The organism is Phenylobacterium sp. (assembly GCF_035569475.1).
Taxonomy (GTDB): Bacteria; Pseudomonadota; Alphaproteobacteria; order Caulobacterales; family Caulobacteraceae; genus Phenylobacterium.
Map to the genome: position 1 here is coordinate 25,809 of NZ_DATMNA010000067.1, position 20,826 is coordinate 46,634.

The following is a 20,826-nucleotide window of genomic DNA, read 5'->3' on the forward strand; positions in this document are numbered from 1 at the left end:
GAGAGGCGCGACCGGGACGGAGCGACCGGCCGCGCCTTTAGCACGCGATATATGTCCGCTGTTACCGCCGCCGGCGCTTCTTGCCGGCCGCGCCTTTAGGGCGGGACAGGCGGACCACCTTGTTGCGTTCCTCCTCCTGCGCCTCGCGGGGCAGGCGGATGGAGCGGCCGGCCAGGCCGAACATCGAGGCCATGGGCGCGTCGGCCACCACCACGGTCTCGGCGTCGCCGAAGCCGTTGAAGCGGGTGTTCATCGCCACGCCATAGGCGCCCAGCATGCCGATCTCGACGTAATCGCCCTCGCGGACGTCCTCCGGCAGCCAGAACGGCCCCGGCATGTGGTCGAGGCTGTCGCAGGTCGGCCCGTAGAAACGAAAGGGCCGCAGGGGGCCCTCCACTTCGCTGGCCTCGCCGCCTTCGGCGCGGAACAGCTTCACCGGAAAGGGCCATTTGGTGTGCGCCGCGTCGAACAGGCTGCCGTAGCTGCCGTCGTTCAGATAGAGCGCGTCGCCCTTCTTCAGCTCGACCTTGGTGAGGATCGACGAGCCTTCCGCCACCAGGGCGCGGCCGGGCTCGCACCACAGCTCGGTGTCCTCGTGGACCATCATCTCGGCGAAGCCGCGGTCGATCGAGTCGAGATAGTCGGCCATGTCCGGCGGGACCATCCCCGGATAGACGCTGGGGAAGCCGCCGCCCACGTCGACGATGTCGACCATGACGCCGGCGCGAACGATGGCGCGGCTGGCCTGGGCCATGGCGGCCTGGAACGCGGTCGGGCGCATGCACTGGCTGCCCACATGGAAGGAGACGCCCAGGCGGTCTTCCGTCGCGCGGCGCGCGGCCAGCAGCAGGGCCGAGGCCTCGTGGGTCTCGACGCCGAACTTGCCGCTGAGCGAATAGGCCGCGCCGGTGGCGCTGACCGCCAGCCGAACCATCAGGGTCAGGTCGCGCGCGTCGCCGGTGGCCTCGAGGATCTTGGCCAGCTCCTCGTGGGTGTCGAAGGCGAAGGTCTTCACCCCGAAGCGCTCATAGGCCTCGGAGATGGCCTTGCGGCTCTTCACCGGATGCATGAAGGCCATCCGCGCGCCGGGCGCGTGGGCGGTCACCAGCTCGATCTCCGGGATCGAGGCCACGTCAAACGAGGTCACGCCATTCGCGGCGAGGGTTTCAATAACCCACGGCGAAGGGTTCGCTTTGACAGCGTAGAAGACGTCGCCTTTGAAGTTGTCCTGGAACCAGCGCGCCGCTGTCGCTACCGCATCCGGTCGCGCGAGTGCGACGGGACGTTCCGGTGAGCGATCACGGACCAGGTCCAGGGGCGTATGATACGTGTGCAATTCACGTAACCCCCAACGGATAGTTGAACCCAATCCGGCGTTAGCAGCGCTTTTCAGGACATCGGGTCCGCCGGAACGCGCCACATAGGGTCATCGAACCCGGATGTAAAGCGTTCTATCCACAACTAGGGCTAACCTATTGTTGACGCGCTGGACCGCATGGCGGCGGGCGTGCCATGAAGCCGGGGCAGGGGACCGGCGGATGCGCCCCTTTGCGTGGGTCGATCGGGGAAGCCTAAGCCGTCCATGTCAGACGCCGTCCTGTCCATCCGGAAGGCCTCGAAGAGCTTCGGCGCGCGGCGCGCGCTCGACGGCGTTTCGCTCGAGGTCCGCGAGGGGGAGATGATCGCCCTGATCGGGCCCTCCGGCTCCGGAAAGTCGACCCTGCTGCGCTCGATCTCGGGCCTGCAGACCATCGACGCCGGCGAGGGCGTCATCGAGGCGTTCGGCGGCCCGGTGCAGGAGAACGGACGCATCAGCAACGGCGTGCGCAAGACCCGCACCCGGATCGGCTTCATCTTCCAGCAGTTCAACCTGGTCGGCCGGCTGTCGCTGTTCACCAACGTCGCCCTGGGCTCCCTGGGCCGCATCGAGACCTGGCGGGGCCTGCTGGGCCTTTGGCCGGACGAGACCAAGGCCGCGGCCATGGCCGCGCTCGCCCGCGTCGGCGTGGCCGACTACGCCGGCCAGCGGGCCGGCACCCTTTCCGGCGGCCAGCAGCAGCGCGGGGCCATCGCCCGGGCCCTGGTCCAGGAGGCCCGGATCGTCCTCGCCGACGAGCCGGTGGCCTCCCTCGACCCGGTCGCCGCGCGCAAGGTGATGGAGAGCTTGCGCGACCTGAACCGGCAGGACGGCCTGACCGTTCTCGTCACCCTGCACCAGGTGGACTATGCGCTCCGCTACTGCGACCGGGTGATCGCGCTGAAGGCCGGCCATATCGTCTACGACGGGCCGGCCAGCCGGCTGGAGACCAAGCAGTTGATCGACATCTACGGTCCGGAATTCGAAGACGTCTTCTGGGAAGGAGCTCCGAAATGATCCGCCGCCGCCTCGTGGGCGCGCTCGGGGGCGCGCTCGGCCTCGCCGCCGTCCTCGGCGCGGGCGCCCTCAGCCTCAGCGCCTGCAGCCCCAAGAGCAACGGCGCGGCCGACCAGCCGAAGGAGATCGTCTTCGGCATCCTGCCGGCCGAGAACCAGGCCTCCATGGGGCCCATCTGGCAGCCGCTGCTCGACGACATGTCCGCCCAGATCGGCGTCAAGGTGACCGCGCGCTACGTCAGCAACTACGCTTCCCTGATCGAGGCCATGCGCTTCAAGCAGGTGCAGGTGGGCTGGTTCTCGGCGCTGCCGGCCCTCGACGCCGTGCAGCGCTCCGACGGCGAGGTGCTGGGCCGGATCGTCGACGCCGGCGGCGACGCCACCTACGCCTCGGTGCTGATCGCCAAGAAGGGCAGCGGCATCACTCTGGACAAGGTCCTGGCCTGCGGCGCGAAATACTCGTTCGGCATGGCCGACGCCCAGTCGACCTCGGGCACGCTGGCCCCCTTGGCCTATCTCTTCACGCCGCGCGGGATCGAGCCGGCCAAGTGCTTCAAGACCGTCCGCTCCTCCAGCCACCAGGCCAACAGCGCCGCGGTCGCCAACGGCGTGCTGGACGTGGCGTCCAACAACACGGTCGGCATCCTGTTCTTCAAGCGCGAGAACCCGAAGCTGGCCGACAGCCTGGACATCCTCTGGACCTCGCCGCCCCTGCCGGAGAGCTCGATCGTGGCGCGCAAGGACCTGGACCCGGCGATCAAGGAGAAGATGCGCCAGTTCTTCCTGACCTACGGGACGGGGACCGGCCCCATCGCCGACAAGCAGCGCGAGGTGCTGAAGAAGATGGCCTATGGCGGCTTCCGCCCGGCCGACGACAGCTACCTGGACCCGATCCGCGAGATGCAGGCCTCCGAGGCGCTGGGCGAGGCGCGCCACGCCGGCGATCCCGCCAAGATCGCCGCCGCCCAGGCGGCCTATGACAAGATCCACGCCGCGGCCGAGCAGAAGCGGGCCAAGGAGCCCAACGTCTGATGACGATGGCCGCGCCCGCCGGCGGCGAGGTCCCGCCGCCGCCGACCCGCTCCCTCGCGCAGCGGGCCCCCGACATGCTCGTCTGGGGGCTGGTGGCCGTGCTGCTGGTGATGGCGGTCAAGCCGGTGGAGATGAGCCACGCCGCCAAGCTGTTCACCAACTCGCAGAACATGCGCGAGTTCGGCGGCGAGCTCTTGCATCCGAACTTCGACCAGATCCGCCTCTACATCGGCCAGATGTGGCTCACCATCCAGATCGCCATGTGGGGCACGGCGCTCGCGGTGGTGATCGCGGTGCCCTTCGGCCTGGCCTGCGCGCGCAACATCTCGCCGGTCTGGCTGCAGCAGCCGCTGCGGGTGCTGATGAACCTGCTGCGCGCCATCCCCGACCTGGTGATCGGCACCCTGTTCATCGTGGCCGTGGGCCTGGGCCCCTTCGCGGGCGTCATGGCCATCGCGATCAACACCGGCGGCGTTCTCGCCAAGCTGTTTTCGGAGGCCGTGGAGTCCATCGACAAGGCCCCCGTCGAGGGCGTCCGCGCCACCGGCGCCACGCGCCTGCACGAGATCATCTGGGGCGTCATCCCGCAGGTGGCGCCGCACTGGACGTCCTATGCGCTGTACCGCTTCGAATCCAACTCGCGCTCGGCCACGGTGCTGGGCCTGATCGGCGCCGGCGGCATCGGCCAGCTCCTGTTCGAGACCCTGAACGCCTTCGACTACCACCACCTGTCGGCGATCATCATCGTGATCATCGTGGCGGTGACGATGATCGATATCCTCTCCCAGCTCATGCGTTCGCGCCTGCTCTGAGCCTGGCCGGGAAGAACAGGGTGCAGGCAAAAGAACGCCGCCGCGATGGGCGGCGGCGTCTAGGCTCGCGGGGATTCCGTGGCCTCCGGACCGCCTGCAGGGGTTCCGGTGGCCTGGGACGGGCTGTAGAAGCTCTCCGTGACGGCGAGCCGACGATTCCATGACAGTCGCATGACAGGATCGGCGCGGCGGCGGCCGCTGTCACCAAACTGTCGTCGGCGGACGTTAATCACCCAGCCGAGAGCGGCGTGGATGGGACGCTCTTTTCAGGAGAGAACCATGTTGAAGATTCTAGGGGCGGCGTTCGGCGCGGCCCTGATCGCCGGCGCGGCCACCATGGCCCATGCGGCGGGCTCGATTTCGGGCGCGGGCGCGACCTTCCCGCAACCGGTCTACGCCAAGTGGGCCGAGACCTATAAGGCCCAGACCGGGACCAGCCTGAACTATCAGGCCATCGGCTCCGGCGGCGGCATCAAGCAGATCGAAGCTTCCACCGTCGACTTCGGCGCCAGCGACAAGCCGCTGAAGCCGGACGACCTGGCCGCCAACGGCCTGGCCATGTTCCCGACCGTGGTCGGTGGCGTGGTGCCGGTGATGAACCTGCCGGGCATCAAGCCCGGCCAGCTCAAGATGACCGGCGCGAACCTGGCCGACATCTATCGCGGTGCGATCAAGAAGTGGAACGACCCGCTGCTCGTGGCGGCGAACCCGGGCGTGGCGCTGCCGAACCTGCCGATCACCGTCGTCCACCGTTCGGACGGCTCGGGCACCACCTTCCTGTTCACCACCTACCTCAGCATGAAGGCCCAGCACTGGGCCACCGAGGTCGGCGCCAACGACAGCGTCTCCTGGCCGGTGGGCCTGGGCGGCAAGGGCAACGACGGGGTCGCGGCTTTCGTGAAGCAGACGCCGGGCTCGATCGGCTACGTCGAATACGCCTACGCCAAGCAGAACGCGATGACCTACGCCCTGATGCAGAACAAGAACGGCAAGTTCGTCTCGCCGGACGCCAAGAACTTCGCGGCGGCCGCGGCCAACGCCAAGTGGGCTTCCGCGCCGGGCTTCTACCTGCTGCTGCTCGACCAGCCGGGCGCCGAGGCCTGGCCGATCACCGGGGCGACCTTCATCCTGGTGCACACCAAGCAGACCGACGCGGCCAAGGGCAAGGAAGTCCTCAGCTTCTTCGACTGGTGCTACAAGAACGGCGATGGCGCGGCCGACCAGCTCGACTACGTGCCGCTTCCGCCGGCCGTGAAGGACCTCATCCGCAAGTCGTGGACCAAGGTCGTGGGTCCGGACGGAAAGCCGGTCTACAAGTAGGACTGAACCTCTCGGCCCCGCCGACCGCTTGTCGGCGGGGCCTTCGGGGCCCTCCGTCAACGTAAGAGACATGTCCGACGCAGCCCTTCCCGCACCTGGCCCAAAAGCTGGCGCTCCGGCCCGGCGCTCCGCCCCGCGGGGCGCGCTCGTCGGCCAGGTCTTCGAAGGCCTGTGCTTCGCCGCGGCGACCACCCTCCTGCTGTCGCTGGGCGGGATCATCGGCTCGCTGCTGATCGGCGGCTGGCCCGCGCTGAAGCGGTTCGGCTTCGGATTCCTGTTCAGCGCCACCTGGAACCCGGTGACCGACGTCTACGGCGCCGCGGGCCCGATCGTCGGCACCCTGGTGACCGCAGCCCTGGCGCTGGCCATAGCGCTGCCGGTGGCTGGCGGCGTGGCCTTCTTCCTCACCGAACTGTGCCCTGCGCCCCTTCGCCGGCCCATCGGCACCGCGGTCGAGCTGTTGGCCGGCATCCCCTCGATCGTCTACGGCATGTGGGGCCTGTTCGTCTTCGCCCCGCTGTTCGCCAAATACATCCAGTTGCCGCTGATGGCGGCCGCCAAGCCGGGCTCCCTGCTGGAGACCCTGACCACGGGCATCCCCAACGGCTCGGGCATCCTGCCGGCCTCGATCATCCTGGCGATCATGATCCTGCCGTTCATGGCCGCGACCCTGCGCGAGCTGCTGCTGACCGTGCCGCCCGCCGTGCGCGAGAGCGCCTACGGCCTGGGGGCGACCACCGCAGAGGTGGTGATGAGCGTGACCCTGCCCTACGTCCGGGCCGGCGCCATCGGCGCGGTGATGCTGGGCCTGGGCCGCGCGCTCGGCGAGACCATGGCGGTCACCTTCATCATCGGCAATTCGCACAGCTTCCCCAAGTCGCTGTTCGACAGCGGCTCGACCATCGCGTCCACCATCGCCAACGAGTTCACCGAGGCCACCAGCCCGGTGCACACCGCGGCCCTGATCGCGCTCGGCCTGGTGCTGTTCCTGATCACCTTCACCGTCCTCGGCATCGCGCGGCTGATGCTGCGCCGGCAGGGAGCCAGGCTGTGAGCGCCGGCAAGCTCGTCCGCCGCCGGGTCGGGGACCTCGCCTTCAAGGCCTTCTGCTGGGTCGTGACCGCGCTCGCCCTGGTCGCGCTGGCCGCGATCCTCTGGTCGCTGCTGGCCCAGGGCTTCGGCGGGCTGAACCTGGAGGTCTTCACCAAGTCGACGCCGGCCCCCGGCTCGCCGGGCGGCCTGGCCAACGCCATCGCGGGTTCGATCATGATGTGCGTGCTGGCCATGGTCATGGCGGTGACCATCGGGGTCCTGGCCGGCACCTGGCTGGCCGAGTACGGCGGGCGCTCGAAGTACGGCGCGGTGGTGCGCTTCCTGAACGATGTGCTGCTGTCGGCGCCGTCGATCCTGGTGGGCCTGTTCGTCTACGAGATCCTGGTCTTCCCGTTCCACGGCTTCTCCGGCTTCGCCGGCTCCGTGGCCCTGGCGCTGCTGGCCGTGCCGGTGATCACCCGGACCACCGAGGACGTGCTCCTGCTGCAGGCCTCGACCCTGCGCGAGGCCGGCGTCGCCCTGGGCGCGCCGCTCTCCTACGTCATCCGCCTGATCCTCTGGCGCTCGGCCCGCGCGGGCCTGCTCACCGGGGCCCTGCTGGCCTTCGCCCGGATCAGCGGCGAGACCGCGCCCCTGCTGTTCACCGCCCTGAACAACCAGTTCTTCTCGCTTGACCTGCGCCACCCCACCGCCAACCTGCCGGTGGTCATCTTCAACTTCGCGCTCAGCGCCTACGACGACTGGCGCAAGCTCGCCTGGGCCGGCGCCCTCTTGATCGCCGCCACCGTGCTTGCGGTGACCATTGTCGCGCGTATCGTGGCGCAGGAGCAAAAACGCTCATGAACACCCTCAGTCCCGGCGTGGAAGAGTTCGAGACCAGTATCGCCGAGGTCGACCGCGCCGCGGTGAAGGTCGACGTGAAGAACCTCGACTTCTTCTACGGCAAGTCCCGCGCCCTGAAGGGGGTCACGATCCCCTTCGCGCGGAACAAGGCCACCGCCCTGATCGGCCCGTCGGGCTGCGGCAAATCCACCCTGCTGCGGACGCTCAACCGCATGTATGCGCTCTACCCCGGCCAGCGGGCCGAGGGCGAGATCGTCCTCGACGGCGAGAACATCCTGGCCTCCGGCGTCGACCTGGCCAAGCTGCGCGCCCGGGTCGGCATGGTGTTCCAGAAGCCGACGCCGTTTCCGATGAGCATCTACGACAACGTGGCCTTCGGCGTGCGGCTCTACGAGAACCTCTCCAAGGCCGACATGGACGCCCGGGTGGAAGAGGCCCTCACCCGCGCCGCCCTGTGGACCGAGGTGAAGGACAACCTGAAGGGCTCCGGCCTGGGCCTGTCGGGCGGCCAGCAACAGCGGCTCTGCGTGGCGCGCGGGGTGGCGGTGCGCCCGGAGGTCCTGCTGCTCGACGAGCCCACCTCGGCGCTCGACCCGATTTCCAGCGCCAAGCTGGAGGAGACGGTGACCCAGCTCAAGGCCGACCACACCATCATCATCGTCACCCACAACCTGGGCCAGGCGGCGCGGGTCAGCGACTACACCGGCTTCATGTACCTGGGCGAGCTGGTGGAGTTCGGGGCCACCGACGAGGTCTTCACCCGGCCGGCGACCCGGCGCACCTCCGACTACATCACCGGCCGCTTCGGCTGAGGACCTCGCGCCCCCTCGTTTCACCCGGGGGGAGAAGAGGCCTACCAGCGGCCCCGCAGGCCGATCAGCAGTGCGCGCGGGGGCGCCGGGGTGTCCATGCGGGGGTCGCCGTCGGCGGGCAGCGGCGACGGATGCAGGTTCGCCAACGAATTGATGTCGAAATAGGTCCCGAAGCTCGCGTAGCGGCGGTCGAACAGGTTGTCGATCCGGCCGAACAGGGTGAGCCCCCGGCCCAGGTCCCAGGCCGCGTGGACCCCGCTCACCCAGTAGCCCGGCAGCTCGGCGTCCTGGTTGGCCTCGTCGCCCACGCGGCGCTGCGCGCTGACGCCCAGCAGGTCCACGCCGATGGTGATCCGCGAGGTGAGGCTGTAGTCGGCCCCGGCCTTGAAGCGGCCGGGCGGAATGCCGCCGATGCGGTCGCCGGGCGTCACCGCCACATTGCCGCCGGCGTCGGCGAACGGGCTGTTGGGCGAGGGCAGGGCGCCTGAGAACCGGTAGGTCGCCTCCACCTGGCTCGCCGAGGCGTAGGCCGTCCACCGCTGGGCCACGAGGTTCACCTCGGCCTCCAGGCCTTCGCGGCGGGTGCGCGGCACATTGGCGTAGGAGCCGCGGCCCTGGATCGCGCTGGCGATCGCCACGATGTCGTCGTCGTTGTCGCTGCGGTAGGCGCCGAGCCGCCAGTCCAGATGGCCGCCCATCACCGGCGACGCGCCGCGCAGGCCGGCCTGCCAGGCGCGCGAGACGACCTGCTTCAGCGGTGGGTCGGAGACCAGCGCGTTCTCCAGCAGGCAGGGCTTGAGCGGGTTGCTGCAGGACAGCTCCAGCGGCGTCGGCGCGCGGTTGGTCTCGGCGTAGCCGCCGTAGGCGGTGATCCAGGGGGCGATCTTCCAGGCCAGGCCCGCGGCGGGATTGAAGCGCTCGAAGCTGTGCCGGCCGTCGAGATCGGGGCTGACCCCCGTGCGGTCGGAGGTCGAGATCCGCTGGCCGTTCCAGCGCCCGCTCAGCGTCAGGAACAGCCGCTCGGTCAGGTCGAGGGTGTCGGTGGCGTAGAGGCCGGCGTTGCGGGCGGTCGCATGCAGGTCGACGGGGCTGTAGGCGATGGCGCCGGCGGTATGGATCACCTGGCCCGCGCCCGGAACGACGCCCGGCGTGGTCTGGACGCTGAGGTCGGGGAAGATCAGGCCGAGCGTCGAATCCGCGGCGAAGCGCACATGGCTTTCGTCGAGGCTCAGGCCGGCGGTGAACAGGTTGGTGCGGCCGAACAGCGGGGCCTCGCGCACCGCCTGCAGCGAGAGGCCCGCGGTCACGGTGCGGGTGTGGGTGCGGTCGACCGTACCGTAGGCGACGCCCTGGCAGGGCTGGCCCTGTCCGGCGGCCGGCGGCGGGCAGGCGATCGGGGCGCCGCCGGCCCCCAGCACCTGGAAGGCCGCGGCGGGCGGGCTGATCGCGGCCGGGAAGCTGTCGCCCTGGACGCACAGAGTGCCGAACAGCGGGCTCATCGCATCGCCGCCGCAGCCTTCGAAATCGCCGCTGTTGCCGTCGGTGTGGCTCTGGCGGAAGGCGCGGCCGTAGAGGCCGCTCTGCAGCGACCAGGCGTCGGAGAGCTTGAACGATCCGTTCAGCGCCAGGAGCGCGCTCCGGTCGTCGGTGGTCTGCGGGAAGGTGAAGATCGACTCGCGGTCCTTGGCCAGGAGGTCGACCGGCGTCGGCCCTACCACGCCCAGGCGGGTCTCGCCGCCCGAGGCGATCAGATGGACCTCGCCGCGCCCCTGGCGCCAGCCCAGGTCGGCATAGCCGCGCACGACGCTGGAGGACGACTGCAGCCGCCAGCCGTCCTCGCGGCCGCCGTCGACCGCCACATAGGCCGACCACGGACCGCGCGCGGCGCCGTACTCCGCAGAGCCGAACGCACGGCCGAACGACCCGCCCTCGACGCTCGCCGCCAGGCCCTCGGCGTCGCGGCCGGTCTTCATGGTCAGGCTGAGCGCGCCGCCCAGGGCGTTCAGCCCGAACGCCGGGTCGCCGGTGACCAGCTCGATGCGGCGGACCGCGACCTCCGGGATCAGGTCCCAGTTGACCGTGTCGCCGAACGCCTCGTTCAGCCGCACCCCGCCCATGTAGATCGCCAGCCCCTGCGGCGTCCCCTGCAGGGGCGAGACGGTGAAGCCGCGGTAGTTGAGCGAGCGGGCGAAGCCGTTGCCCTGGCTGTCGGAGAGGCTGAGGCCAGGGGTGCGCTGCTCCAGCGCGTCGGTGATCGCCGGCGAGCCGCGGCGCTGCAGGTCGGCGGCGTTGAGCGCCTCGATGGAGGCCGGCAGCTTGTCCGCCTCGATCCCGGCGCCCGGCCCCGGCGTCGGGGCGACCACGACGAGGGGGGTGACGGCGGTCGGGTCCTCGGCGGCGCGGGCCGCGAGCGGCGCGCAGCAGGCGGCTGCCGCGAACACGGTCGAGGCGATGCGGCGCATGGGAACTCTAAGCGGCCTCGGGTCTACGGCGGCGCACCCTAGCCAGCCTGCGCAGGCGGCGCCAGAAGCGGGTCTTCTCCGGCTCCGGATAGGGCTGCAGGTTGCGTACGAAGTCCTCGGCGCAGGCCCGCCAGGAGAACTTCTCGGCGAAGGCGCGCACCTGCCGCCGGTCGCAGGACAGGGCTTCCAGGCAAGCCTCGCGCAGGCCCTCCGTGGCGCTGGCCGCCAGGACGCCGGCGCCGGAGTTGGGGATGATGTCGATGGGGCCGGGCGCGGGATAGGCGGCCACCGGCGTGCCCGAGGCCATGGCCTCCAGGATCACCAGGCCGAAGGTGTCGGTCAGCGAGGGGAAGACGAAGACGTCGGCGCTGTTGAACGCCTGGGCCAGGTCACAGCCGGACTTGGAGCCGGTGAACACCACGTTCGGGTGCTTGGCCTTCAGTTCGTCGAGCTGTGGGCCGGGGCCGACCACCACCTTGGTTCCCGGCAGGTCGATGCCGAGGAAGGCCTCGATGTTCTTCTCCACGGCCACGCGGCCCACATAGAGGAAGATCGGTTTGGGCAGGTCCGAGAAGATGTCCGGATCGCTGGGCCCGCGCGGATGGAAGGCCTCGGTGTCCACGCCCCGCGACCAGGAGGAGATGTTGCGGAAGCCGTGGCCCGCCAACTCGTCGCGCATGGTGGGCGTGGCCACCATCAGCCGCCCGGACGGCTTGTGGAACCACTTCATGTAGGCGTAGCCCGCCGCCAGCGGCAAAGGCAGCCGCGCTGAGACGTATTCCGGGAAGCGGGTGTGGTAGCTGGTGGTGAAGGGCAGCTTCCATTCCACGCAGATGCGCCGGGCGGCCAGGCCGATCGGGCCTTCGGTGGCGATGTGGATGGCCTCCGGCTCGAAGGCCTTGAAGCGCTCCTGCACCGGCTCGTAAACCCCGATCGCCACCTTGATTTCGGCGTAGGTCGGCAGGGGGAAGGTCTTGAACTGGTCGGGGCTGATCACCTCCACCGAATGGCCCATGGCTTTCAGCTCGGCGACCACGCGGGTCAGGGTGCGGACCACGCCGTTGACCTGAGGCTCCCAGGCGTCGGTGGCCAGCAGGATGCGCATCGGCCGCCCGGCGTCGTGCGGCGCCTTGATCGCCTCGCGGATGCGCGGCAGCGAGCGGGGCGGCCGGGGCCGGGGCTCCGGCGTGGCCACCGCCTGGCTCTGCATCCAGGCCCAGAAGGCGCCCAGCAGCGCCTCCTTGGTGGGAAAGTAGCGGTAGACGGTGCGCTCGCCGACCTTGGCGTCCTTGGCGATCTCGGCGAAGGAGAGGTCTTCCAGCGGGCCCTGCTCGAGCTGGTGGCCCACGGCGCGCAGAATCTGCTCGCGCGTCTCCTCGCGCTGCCGGTCGCGGAGGTTCGGGGGGACGGCCGGCGATCTCATGACAGGCGCACTGTCACGAGTTGCGTCGTTCTGTCAATCGCGCGCGGCGGCGCTGTCGCCCGGGCGGGTGTCAGGCGGCCAGCGGTTCAGCCAGCGGCAGCGGTTCCGGCGCGGCGGCCAGGCTCGCGCGCACCTTGGGCCATTCCAGGATTTCCAGCCGCCCGTCGGCATGTTCCACCAGGGCCGTGCAGCTTTCCACCCAGTCGCCGTCGTTGATATAGGCCACGCCATCGATCATCCGGCTCTCGGCCTTGTGGATGTGGCCGCAGATCACCCCGTCGACGCCGCGGCGGCGGGCCTCGTCGGCCACCGCCTGCTCGAAGTTCTCGATGAACTGCAGGGCCTTCTTCACCCGCGTCTTGGCGAAGGCCGAGAAGCTCCAGTAGCCGAATCCGAACCGGCGGCGCACCCGGTTGATCAGGGTGTTGGAGGCCAGCAGCGCCCGGTAGGCCCAGTCGCCCAGCAACGCCAGCCACTTGGCGTGCTGCACCACCGCGTCGAAGTCGTCGCCGTGGGTGATCAGGAAGCGGCGGCCGTCGGCGGTCTCGTGTACGGCGTCGCGCGCCACGACCACGCCGCCGAAATGCACGCCGCAGAAGTCGCGGACCACCTCGTCGTGGTTGCCGGGCACATAGATCACCGCCACGCCCTTGCGCGCCAGCCTGAGGATCTTCTGCACCACGTCGTTGTGCGATTGCGGCCAGTACCAGCCGGTGCGCAGCTTCCAGCCGTCGACGATGTCGCCCACCAGGTAGAGCGTGTCGCACTCCATGTGGCGGATGAAATCGAGGAGCAGGTCGGCCTGGCAGCCGCGGGTGCCCAGGTGGACGTCGGAAATGAACACACTGCGGTAGCGGCGGACTGCGGCTTCGGTCACGTTGCGCCCCGTATCGCCCATATTCCGAGCAGCCGTGCCCTGATTCCGTGTCGGTTTTGCGAAGGTCATCCAAGCCCCTGGCGGGGTCTCGGCATGTCCTGCTAGGGGTGTGGCTCCGAGCAGACCCTCCCCAGGTCGCCCTTGAATTGGTCCAGATGGACGCCAGAACCTATCCGGCGAAGGCGACGCCCAAGTCGCTGCGAACCCGTGCGCGAATCCTCGACGCCGCCATGCGGCTGTTCGCCGAGATCGGCTATCACGCGGCCACCAACGGCCTGATCGCCGACGCGGCGAAGCTCACCCGCGGCGCCATGCTCTATCACTTCGCCACCCGCGAGGAGCTGGTGGAGGCGGCCATCACCCACATCGAGATCGCCCGCGCGCGGCTGTTCGAGGAGGCGGCGCGGGCCTCGGCCGCGCCGGGCCAGGACGCCTCGGAGGCGGCTATCGACGGCTATTGGGCCCTGCTGCAGGCGCCGCCCTTCGTGGCCTTCGCCGAGCTGGAGTCGGCGGCGCGCACCGAGCCGATGCTGCGGGCCCGGCTGGCGGCCGCCCAGGCCGCCTTCGACCGCGCCCAGGTCGGCGGCTTCGGCGCGCTCGCCCAGGCCGGCGAGGACCCGCGCTTCCAGACCAGCCGCGACCTCGGCCGCTTCCTGCTGGAAGGCATGGCCCGCGGCGCCATGACCTACGACCAGTCCGCCCGGCGCGAGCGCCTGCTGGCGGTGGTCAAGCGCGCGGTGCGCATGCTCAACCGCAAGGGCGACGTCCACGACCTGTGGGAGTGAGCATGGTCATCCCTCCTCTTTAGGGGAGGGACAGGCCGCGCAGCGGCCAGGGCGGGGGAGCCGCGTTCAAGCGCGAGGCTCTCAGCTTGGCCGAGACACCCCCACCCGACCTCGGCGTTGCCTCGGCCACCCTCCCCTAAAGAGGAGGGATGATTCCAACGAAAAAGGCCCGGCGATCACACCGGGCCTTCTCCAACTTCAATTCTGGGCGATCGGGCCTATTTGCCGCCCGCCGTCGGGGTGGCCGCGGCCGGAGCCGCCGCGGGCTTGGCCTCGGCTTCACGGCGCCGGTGCTGCTCGCCCATCATCTTCTGCATGGCGGCCAGCTCTTCCTTGTCGATGAAGCCGTCGTGGTTCTTGTCCAGCACGTCCCAGTACTTGAGGATCTGGGCGCCGAGCTGGCCCTTCAGTTCGGACTTCTCGAGCTTGCCGTCGATGTTGGAGTCCAGCATGCCCATCATGCGGTCCTCGTCGAGGCCCTTGTCGTAGTCGACCATGTGCTTGGAGGTCTCATCCACCCAGCGATAGCGGATCGCGGTGTAGAACATCTCCTCCCAGGACTGGTCGCCCCACACCACCTGCTTGCTGGGGTCGGGGTTCGCCGGGTTGCGCTTGGAGTTGTCGTAGATGAAGTGGGCGATCAGCTTCGAGCCCGCGGGAACCGCGATCGGCTGGGCGAAGGTGTAGTCCCGCTGCCAACTGAAGTCGTAGCGCGGCAGGGAGAGCAGGAGCTTTTCCTTGCCGTCCGGATAGCGGATCCACAGGTCCGACATGGCGCCCCGATAGTGCGCATGCGGGAAGGCCGCATAGAGCAGGGCGTCGTGCGGGAAGGTGATGTAGCCGGTTTCCTGATGGTGCGGATCGTTCGGCGGGATGACGATCGCGTTGTTCACGATCACCGAGTTGTGCATCACCAGGTCGGGCTTCTCGTTGTCCTTGTAGTAGTAGAGCGCGATCTGGGTGTGGTCGGTCACTTCCTTGCCGAAGGGCGTGTAGTGCGTCTGGAAGCCGACGGCGCCGCCCGCCGGGATCCAGGTCCCGACGTTCTTCGGCGCGATCTCGCTCTCGGCGCCCACCGCGTAGCCGCCCAGCGAGACGCCCCACTTGTTCTCGAACGCCTGCTGGCCGGGCTGCGGCACGTCGGTCAGGTAGCCGGTGAGCACGTGGTGCACGCCCTGACGGCTCTCGACCTTCACGGTGGAGGCCCTCAGCCACTTGCCTTCCTTCTCCGGATTGGCGACCCAGGGGTGCTGGTAGTCGACCACGCCGGAGGCGGGGATGGTGTAGGCGGGCACGTTCAGGATCAGGTCCGGCTTGCCCAGCGGCCATTCGGCGGCCACCAGGTGCTTGGAGCCCAGCGGGTCCTTGCCTTCGCCGCGCGGCGCGCCCTGCTCCACCCAGTGGACCAGGGTCTTGATCTCGGCGGGCGACAGGTTCTTGTCGTCGGAGAACTTACCCACGTGCGGGTCGGCGTTGTAGGGCGGCATGCGGTCGGTGCGCAGGACCTCGCGGATCATCGGCGAGAAGCCCTTGACCATCTCGTAGTTCTTCATCGCGAAGGGGCCGATGCCGCCTTCCTCGTGGCAGGCCACGCACTTGGCCTCGAGGATCGGGGCCACGTCCTTGACGTAGGTGATCTGCGCCTTCTTCTCGCGGGCCGGGAAGTCGACCAGGCAGCCCTTGGACGCCTGCGTCGCGGCCGGGGCCGGCTGGCCGGCGAGGACCGCGGCCAGCGCCGCGTCGGCGAACGGCTTGCTCACCGCCTTCTGGATCCCGTAGTCGGAGCGGTCGTCCAGCGGGCCGTGATAGGCGACAGCCCAGGTCTTCGGATTGATCACGAAGACTTCCGCGGTGCGGGTGACCCCCAGCGCCTCGCCGATGATCTGGTTCGAGTCCATCAGGATCGGGATGTCGATGCCGTATTCCTTCGCCTCGGCGGCGATGGCCTCGCGGCTATCCTGCAGGTTCGAGTCGACCAGCATCACCTCGACCCCTTGCGCCGCGTACTTGTCGCGCAAGGCTTTCAGCGCCGGCGTCATGGCGCGTGCGATGGGGCAGCCGACGCCGGTCGAGACCAGCACGATCGCCTTGTCGTCGGCCATCCGATAGAGCTCGTGGGCTTCCATCTTCTGGGCGTCGACCAGCATGAAGTTGTCGACCCGCGCGGGGGTCGCGCTCATCGCCATGGTCTCGGTCGCCGAGGCGCCCTGGGCGGACTGCAAGGCGTTGGACGCCGAGCCCGTCGAGCAGCCGTAGACCAGAAGGGCGCTCGCCGCCGCTCCCAACACGCCAAGTCGCGCAGACATCATAGGGTTCGTTCCTCTCCGAATGGGCTCTTCTGACTCTCGCGGCGATTTTACGCGCAGAGGCCTATCGAGCCCTTAACTTAACACCGTTCAGGCGGTCAAATCCACCGGGGGAAGGTTTCAAGTTTGTCATGTTCGGGGAGCGGCGTTTTCCCCTCGCGCCGTTCCCGCGTCGGCCCTGTGGAGCCTCGGACCTTGGCGAGGGGCTGCGACGCGGGCCATGGTGCGCCCGGCATCGGGGGAAACGTCCATGAGCTTCGTCACGCGCACCAAGCCGGTGGACGCCGGCCTAGGGTCCCACACCGCCCAGTTGAAGCGCACTCTGGGCTGGCCGCACCTGACGGCCCTGGGCGTGGGCGCGATCATCGGCACCGGCATCTACACCCTGACCGGGGTCGCCGCGGGGCTGGCCGGGCCGGCGGTGATCCTGTCCTTCGGCGTGGCCGGCCTGGTCTGCGCCTGCGCCGCGCTCTGCTACGCCGAGATGGCCTCGCTCAGCCCCCAGGCCGGCAGCGCCTATGCCTACAGCTACATGACCCTGGGCGAGCTGATCGCCTGGGTGATCGGCTGGAGCCTGATCCTCGAATACACCCTGGTCTGCAGCGCGGTGTCCGTCGGCTGGGCGGGCTATGCGGCTGGCCTGCTGCACGGGGCGCACATCCCGATCCCCGCCGCCCTGCTGGCGGGGCCCGAGGCCGGCGGCATCGTCAACCTGCCGGCGGTGTTCATCGCGCTGGTGGTCACCGGCGTGCTGCTGATCGGAACCCGCGAAAGCGCGACGGTCAATTTCGTCCTGGTCTGCATCAAGCTGGTGGCGTTGGCGGCCTTCGTGGCGCTGACCCTGCCGAGCTTCGACGCCGGCCACTTCCACCCCTTCGCGCCCTTCGGCTTCGGGGCCCATGAAATGGGCGGCAAGAAGTACGGCGTGATGGGCGCGGCGGCGATCATCTTCTTCGCCTTCTACGGCTTCGACGCCATCTCGACGGCGGCGGAGGAGGCCAAGAACCCCAAGCGCGACCTGACCATCGCCATCGTCGGATCGATGCTGCTTTGCACCTTGATATACATGGTGGTGGCCGCGTGCGCCCTGGGCGCCTCGCCCTTCGACGTCTTCTCCAAAAGCGGCGAGCCCCTGGCCTTCGTCCTGCGCCAACTCAACCATCCGGCGGCGGCCTCGCTGATCGCCGGGGCCGCGGTGGTGGCGCTGCCGACCGTGATCATGGTCTTCATGTTCGGCCAGAGCCGGGTGTTCTTCGCCATGGCCCGCGACGGCCTGCTGCCCATCGGCCTGGCCGCGGTCAGCCGCCGGGGCGTGCCCTCGACCGTGACCATGATGACCGGCCTGATCGCCGCCGCCGTCGCCGGCTTCATGCCGCTGTCGGAGATCGCCTCCCTGGCCAACGCCGGCACGCTCGCCGCCTTCATCGCCACGGCCATGGCCGTGATGGTCCTGCGCCGCCGCGCGCCGCAACTGGTGCGCCCGTTCGCCACGCCGGCGGTGTGGCTGATCGGCCCGGCGGCGGTGCTGGGGTGCCTCTACCTGTTCACCAGCCTGTCGGCGAAAACGATTAGCTTCTTCTTCGTCTGGAACGCCATCGGCGTGGTCGCCTACCTCGCCTACGGCCGGACGAACAGCCGGCTGCGGGCGATCGACGCGGCGATCCGTCCCTAGATTTCGTGGACCCTGTGCAAAACCGCCGCTTTGCGTCCCCGGCGGTTGCGGTCTATCCCCGGTTGCGGGGCGGCAGCGACGCTGCATGGGGAGTGAGACGGCGGTGAATTCGGGCCCAGGTCCAGGCGGCGGCAGACCCGGAGGCCCGGGGCGTCCCGGCGCGGGCGGCTTTCCGGGCCACAAGGGCCCCGACCTGACGGTCGGCCCGATCGGCAAGACGCTGATCGCCTTCTCCCTGCCGGTGCTGGGATCCAACATCCTGCAGTCGCTGAACATGACGGCGAACATGTTCTGGGTCGGCCGCGTCCTGGGCGAGACCGGCGTCACGGCGACCAACAACGCGAGCCAGGTCTTCTTCATGATGCAGGGCGCGGCCTTCGGCGTGACCATGGCCGCCAACATCCTGATCGGCCAGGCGATCGGGGCGAAAAACGAAACCTTGGCCCGCAGGGTGATCGGCACCGCCACGACCTTTTTTGTCGCTTTGTCCCTGGCTATCGGCCTGCTGGGCGGCGTCCTGACACCGCACATCCTGGCCGCAATGGGCACGCCTGCGGCCGCGCGAATCGACGCCATCGCCTACCTGCGAGTGATCTTCGCGGCCATGCCATTCGTCTTCTTCTTCAATTACTTGATGATGGCGCAGCGCGGGACCGGCGACAGCCGCACGCCGTTCTATTTCGCGCTCCTGCAGGTCGGCCTGGACATCGTGTTCAACCCCCTCCTGCTGATGGGGCTTGGGCCGTTTCCCAAGATGGGGATCGCCGGGTCCGCGATGTCCACCCTGATTTCCCAGGGCATCACCCTGGCGCTGATGATGATCCACCTCTATCGCCAGCGCTCGATCCTGATGCTGCGGCCCTCCGCCTGGCGTCTCCTGATCCCGGACCTCAGGATCATCTGGACGATGGTTTCCAAGGGCCTGCCCATGGCGATCCAGATGATGGTGATCAGCCTGGCCGCGGTGACCATGCTCTCCTTCGTCAACCGCTACGGCGTGCACACCTCGGCGGCCTACGGCGCTGCCTCCCAACTGTGGACCTACGTCCAGATGCCGGCCATGGCGCTGGGCGCGGCGGTGTCCTCCATGGCCGCGCAGAACGTCGGCGCAGGCCGGATGGACCGCGTGGAACAGGTGGCCATGATCGGGGCGGCCTATGCGATCCTCTTCACCGGCGCGCCGATCCTGATCCTCGAGGCGGTCGACCCCTGGGCGCTGCAGGCCTTCCTACCGTCCACCAGCGCCTCGCTGCCGATCGCGGTGCATATCAATCACATCGTGCTCTGGGGCTTCATCCCGTTCGGCGTCGCCTTCATCTTCTCGGGCATCGTGCGGGCTACGGGATCGGTCTGGCCGCCACTTCTGGCCATGGTCATCTCGCTGTGGGTGGTCCGCGTCCCCTTGGCGATCTTCATGGAGAAGAGCCTGGGCGCCGACGCCATCTGGATCGCCTTCCCGATCGGCAGCCTGACGACGCTGGTGCTGGCCGGCGGCTACTACCGCTGGGGCGGCTGGCGCAAGTCGCGGATGCTGGACATGCGGCCCAGCGCCGACGCGCCCGACACGGGCCTCGGCCAGCCGATGATGGACGAAAGCGAGGCCATCACCGACGAGGAGAGCTTCGAGATCAGGCGTTCGTCTGAAGCAGGGCGGAGTAGACCAAAGTCCGAAGCTCCCGCCGAATAGGATAGGTGGAGGACGGCAGGAGCTGGGTCATGAACACCGCCGTCACCTGCTCCACCGGATCGACCCAGAAGGCGGTCGAGGCCGCGCCGCCCCAGTAGAACTCGCCCTTCGAGCCGGGGATCAGGGTCTTCGGCGGATCGAACACCACGGCGAAGCCCAGGCCGAAGCCGACGCCGGCGTTGGTGCTCTCCGAGAACAGCGAGCGCGACAGCTCGGTCAGGTCCTTGTCGCCGGGCAGATGGTTGGAGGCCATCAGCCTGACGGTCATGGGGCTGAGGATCCGCCGGCCCTCCAGCTCGCCGCCGTTCACCAGCATGTTGGCGAAGCGCATGTAGTCGGCCGCGGTCGAGACCAGGCCGCCGCCGCCGGACTCCAGGGCCGGCGGCTTCAGGTAGGGGCTGGCGGCCGGATCGTCCTGCAGCTTCAGTCCGCCCTGCGGGGTGGCGTCGTAGCAGGCGGCGAAGCGCGCCCGCTGGTCCTCGCGGACGAAGAAGCCGGTGTCGGTCATCTTCAGGGGATCGAAGATGCGCTCCTTCAGCACCTGGCCGAGCGGCTTGCCGGCCACCTTCTGCACCAGGTAGCCGACCACGTCGGTGGAGACCGAATAGTTCCAGGCCTCGCCGGGCGAGAACTCCAGCGGCAGCTTGGCGAGCAGCGCGATGAAGGTCTCCAGGTCGTGCCCGCCGTGCATCTGCTCGACCTTGAGCTTGCGGTAGGCGGCGTCGACGTTGGTGCGGCTCTGGAAGCCGTAGGTCAGGCCCGAGGTGTGGCGCATCAGGTCGACCACCTGCATCGGCCGCGCGGGCGGTGTGGTCAGGTAGGGGCCCAGTCCCGCCGAATAGACCGCCAGGTCCTTCCAGGCGGGGATGTGCTTGGCCACCGGGTCGTCCAGCGCGATCAGGCCCTCCTCGACCAGGGTCATCAGGGCCACCGAGGTCACCGGCTTGGTCATGGAATAGATGCGGAAGACCGTGTCATCGGTGAGCGCCACGCCGCGCTCCACGTCGCGGTGTCCGATGACGCTCTCGTGGATGGTCTCGCCGTTGCGGGCGAGCAGGAACTGGGCGCAGGGCATCCGGTCGGGACCGACGTATTTCTCCTGCAGAAACCGGTCGATGCGCGCCAGGCGTTCGGTCGAGAACCCTGCGGACGTGGCTTTGCTCATCGCGTTCCTCCGGTGTTGGCGATCCTTTTGCCCTTGCATCCTGAGCCCCCGCAAGCACCGTCTCGGGGTCAAGGAGACCCTCATGGACACCGTCAGCACCGAGACCCGCGGCCGCACGCTCGTCGTCACCATCGAGCGGCCGCAGGCGCGCAACGCCGTGGACGGCCCGACCGCGCGGCGGCTCTATGACGCCTTCAAGGCCTT

The 20,826-nt window shown here is 69.1% G+C and carries 16 protein-coding genes and 1 pseudogene; 10 read left to right on the forward strand and 7 right to left on the reverse strand.

Annotated features, from left to right (window positions below):
- Positions 1–61: 61 nt before the first annotated feature.
- On the reverse strand, positions 62–1,336 hold the full coding sequence (locus VNW53_RS10400) for a type III PLP-dependent enzyme (protein WP_325555532.1): 1,275 nt from the start codon (positions 1,334–1,336) through the stop codon (positions 62–64).
- Positions 1,337–1,582: 246 nt separating this feature from the next.
- On the opposite strand from VNW53_RS10400, the gene phnC reads away from it, so the two are divergent.
- From phnC to pstB, 7 genes are all read left to right on the forward strand, one after another.
- On the forward strand, positions 1,583–2,374 hold the full coding sequence (gene phnC / locus VNW53_RS10405; protein WP_325555534.1) for a phosphonate ABC transporter ATP-binding protein: 792 nt from the start codon (positions 1,583–1,585) through the stop codon (positions 2,372–2,374).
- Positions 2,371–3,405, forward strand: a complete 1,035-nt coding sequence (gene phnD / locus VNW53_RS10410; RefSeq protein ID WP_325555535.1) for a phosphate/phosphite/phosphonate ABC transporter substrate-binding protein — start codon at positions 2,371–2,373, stop codon at positions 3,403–3,405. The genes phnC and phnD overlap by 4 nt, the downstream gene beginning before the upstream one ends.
- Positions 3,406–3,410: 5 nt before the next feature.
- Positions 3,411–4,217: a phosphonate ABC transporter, permease protein PhnE gene (phnE, locus tag VNW53_RS10415; protein ID WP_325555553.1), complete on the forward strand. Its 807-nt coding sequence runs from the start codon at positions 3,411–3,413 to the stop codon at positions 4,215–4,217.
- 279 nt (positions 4,218–4,496) lie between these two features.
- A complete protein-coding gene (gene pstS / locus VNW53_RS10420; RefSeq protein ID WP_325555537.1) occupies positions 4,497–5,537 on the forward strand; it encodes a phosphate ABC transporter substrate-binding protein PstS in 1,041 nt (346 codons plus the stop codon).
- Positions 5,538–5,607: 70 nt separating this feature from the next.
- The gene (pstC, locus tag VNW53_RS10425; protein ID WP_325555538.1) at positions 5,608–6,591 is read left to right on the forward strand and encodes a phosphate ABC transporter permease subunit PstC; all 984 of its coding nucleotides are present in this window, start codon (positions 5,608–5,610) and stop codon (positions 6,589–6,591) included.
- A complete protein-coding gene (pstA, locus tag VNW53_RS10430; protein ID WP_325555540.1) occupies positions 6,588–7,433 on the forward strand; it encodes a phosphate ABC transporter permease PstA in 846 nt (281 codons plus the stop codon). Before pstC ends, pstA begins: the two co-directional genes overlap by 4 nt.
- On the forward strand, positions 7,430–8,245 hold the full coding sequence (gene pstB, locus VNW53_RS10435) for a phosphate ABC transporter ATP-binding protein PstB (RefSeq protein ID WP_325555541.1): 816 nt from the start codon (positions 7,430–7,432) through the stop codon (positions 8,243–8,245). The genes pstA and pstB overlap by 4 nt, the downstream gene beginning before the upstream one ends.
- Before the next feature lie 41 nt (positions 8,246–8,286).
- Here pstB and VNW53_RS10440 read toward each other — a convergent pair whose 3' ends face one another.
- From VNW53_RS10440 to VNW53_RS10455, 4 genes and pseudogenes are all read right to left on the reverse strand, one after another.
- A complete protein-coding gene (locus VNW53_RS10440) occupies positions 8,287–10,707 on the reverse strand; it encodes a TonB-dependent receptor (protein WP_325555543.1) in 2,421 nt (806 codons plus the stop codon).
- A gap of 7 nt (positions 10,708–10,714) precedes the next feature.
- Entirely contained in the window at positions 10,715–11,812 is a 1,098-nt protein-coding gene (locus tag VNW53_RS10445; RefSeq protein ID WP_325555555.1) for a glycosyltransferase family 1 protein, read from the reverse strand.
- Positions 11,813–11,941: 129 nt separating this feature from the next.
- Positions 11,942–12,130: pseudogene (locus VNW53_RS10450) on the reverse strand (TetR/AcrR family transcriptional regulator); the annotation flags it as partial.
- A 70-nt stretch (positions 12,131–12,200) separates the two neighbouring features.
- Positions 12,201–13,007 carry a UDP-2,3-diacylglucosamine diphosphatase gene (locus tag VNW53_RS10455; RefSeq protein ID WP_325555545.1) on the reverse strand — a complete coding sequence of 269 codons (807 nt, stop codon included), beginning with the start codon at positions 13,005–13,007 and terminating at the stop codon, positions 12,201–12,203.
- A gap of 155 nt (positions 13,008–13,162) precedes the next feature.
- Between VNW53_RS10455 and VNW53_RS10460 the strand changes: the two genes are divergently transcribed.
- Positions 13,163–13,792 carry a helix-turn-helix domain-containing protein gene (locus VNW53_RS10460; RefSeq protein WP_325555546.1) on the forward strand — a complete coding sequence of 210 codons (630 nt, stop codon included), beginning with the start codon at positions 13,163–13,165 and terminating at the stop codon, positions 13,790–13,792.
- Positions 13,793–14,010: 218 nt separating this feature from the next.
- On the opposite strand, the gene VNW53_RS10465 is transcribed toward VNW53_RS10460, so the two are convergent.
- Positions 14,011–16,098, reverse strand: coding sequence for a redoxin domain-containing protein (locus tag VNW53_RS10465; protein ID WP_325555547.1), 2,088 nt, complete (start codon positions 16,096–16,098; stop codon positions 14,011–14,013).
- A gap of 250 nt (positions 16,099–16,348) precedes the next feature.
- On the opposite strand from VNW53_RS10465, the gene VNW53_RS10470 reads away from it, so the two are divergent.
- A complete protein-coding gene (locus VNW53_RS10470) occupies positions 16,349–17,770 on the forward strand; it encodes an amino acid permease (RefSeq protein WP_325555549.1) in 1,422 nt (473 codons plus the stop codon).
- A gap of 85 nt (positions 17,771–17,855) precedes the next feature.
- A complete protein-coding gene (locus tag VNW53_RS10475; protein ID WP_325555550.1) occupies positions 17,856–19,457 on the forward strand; it encodes an MATE family efflux transporter in 1,602 nt (533 codons plus the stop codon).
- Here the strand turns inward: VNW53_RS10475 and VNW53_RS10480 are convergent.
- Positions 19,399–20,622, reverse strand: coding sequence for a serine hydrolase domain-containing protein (locus VNW53_RS10480; RefSeq protein ID WP_325555552.1), 1,224 nt, complete (start codon positions 20,620–20,622; stop codon positions 19,399–19,401). The genes VNW53_RS10475 and VNW53_RS10480 overlap by 59 nt on opposite strands.
- Positions 20,623–20,826: the final 204 nt, after the last annotated feature.